General features: G+C 60.6%; 1 protein-coding gene. It reads left to right on the plus strand.

Annotation, left to right across the window (positions count from 1 at the left end; translation table 11 throughout):
* Positions 1–7: 7 nt before the first annotated feature.
* The gene (gene tnpC, locus G565_RS0120920; protein WP_084649510.1) at positions 8–1,513 is read left to right on the plus strand and encodes an IS66 family transposase; all 1,506 of its coding nucleotides are present in this window, start codon (positions 8–10) and stop codon (positions 1,511–1,513) included.
* Positions 1,514–1,536: the final 23 nt, after the last annotated feature.

Here is a 1,536-nt window from a genome sequence, read left to right on the forward strand (position 1 = left end):
TGCCGCGCTGATTTTGCAGCTGCAGCAAGAGGCCGAGACAACCGAGCACAAGGTCACCCAACTGCAGGCGAAAACCCAGCACGATGCCGTTAAAATCCAGGCACTGACCCTGGAGCTCGCCCACCTCAGACGCTTGCGCTTCGGGGTCAAGAACGAAGCCCTCTCACCCGACCAACGCGATCTGTTCCGGGAAACCATGGCGTCTGACTGTGCGGCGATAGAAGCCGAAGTCGAGGATAAAACGCCCAAGCAGGATCGAGCGCCACGGGAACGTGCCGGACGCCAACCCTTACCCGAGCAGCTGCCCCGAATCGATCATCATCACGAGCCAGAGCGTTGCACCTGTGGCGAGTGCGGAGGCGCTTTGGTGAAAATCGGTGAAGACATCAGCGAGCAGTTGGATGTTATCCCGGCCCAGTTCATCGTGCATCGCCATATCCGGCCTCAATACGCCTGCCGCCCATGCGAGAGCATCACGGCGGCCCCGATACCGGCGGCCGTCATCGACGGGGGCATGGCGGCACCGGGCCTCATCACCTGGGTGCTGATCAGCAAGTTCCTGGATCACCTGCCGCTGTACCGCCTGGAACAGATCGCCGCGCGTGACGGCGTCACCCTGGCCCGCTCCACGTTATCGGAGTGGGTGGGTCGTTATGGCGTGGCGCTGCAACCGCTGGCGGATCGACTGGCTGAGCTGTTACGTCAGCGCTTGGTGCTGCACGCGGACGAAACACCGGTTCAACAGTTGGATCCTGGTAAGGGTAAAACCAAGCGGGCGTATCTCTGGGCTTACCGCAGCAACGATCTGGATGAAGAGCCGGCCATCGCCGTGTTCGACTATCAAACCGGTCGCAGCGGCGTCCATGCCCGCAACTTCCTGGACGACTGGCAAGGTCACCTGGTGGTGGATGACTATGCCGGTTACAAAGCCCTGTTCGCCAGCGGCGGAGTGATCGAGGTTGGCTGTATGGCCCATGCCCGCAGAAAGTTCTTCGACCTGCATGCCGCTAACAAAAGCCCGGTGGCGGGGGAAGCGCTTGCGCGCATAAGTGAGTTGTACCGTATAGAAGCCGAGGTTCGCGAGGGCTTACCAGAAGCCCGGCAGCGTCAACGGTTAGCGCAGTCGGTTCCCAAGCTGGCGTCGATGCAGGCATGGCTTTTTGAGACACGGGCCACTGTCGCCAACGGCAGCGCTTTGGCGAAAGCCATCGACTACAGTCTGAAGCGATGGTCGTCGTTGGCTCGTTATGCCCAGACGGGCGACTTGCCGATCGACAACAACCCGGTGGAAAACGTGATCCGACCGATAGCGCTGGGCAAGAAGAACTGGATGTTTATGGGATCGGAGCGCGCGGGTCGACGTGCCGCGGCGATCCAAAGCCTGTTGGCCACGGCCAAACTCAATGGCATCGAGCCTGCTCAGTGGCTTAAGGACACGCTGGAAAAACTGCCTACCTGGCCCAACAGCCGCCTTGATGAGTTGCTGCCGCTACAGAGAAGAAACGCAGAGTAAACGTGGTTCGGTTGGACGCTTAC

The sequence above is a fragment of the Saccharospirillum impatiens DSM 12546 genome (assembly GCF_000423605.1).
GTDB classification, from domain to species: Bacteria; Pseudomonadota; Gammaproteobacteria; order Pseudomonadales; family Natronospirillaceae; genus Saccharospirillum; species Saccharospirillum impatiens.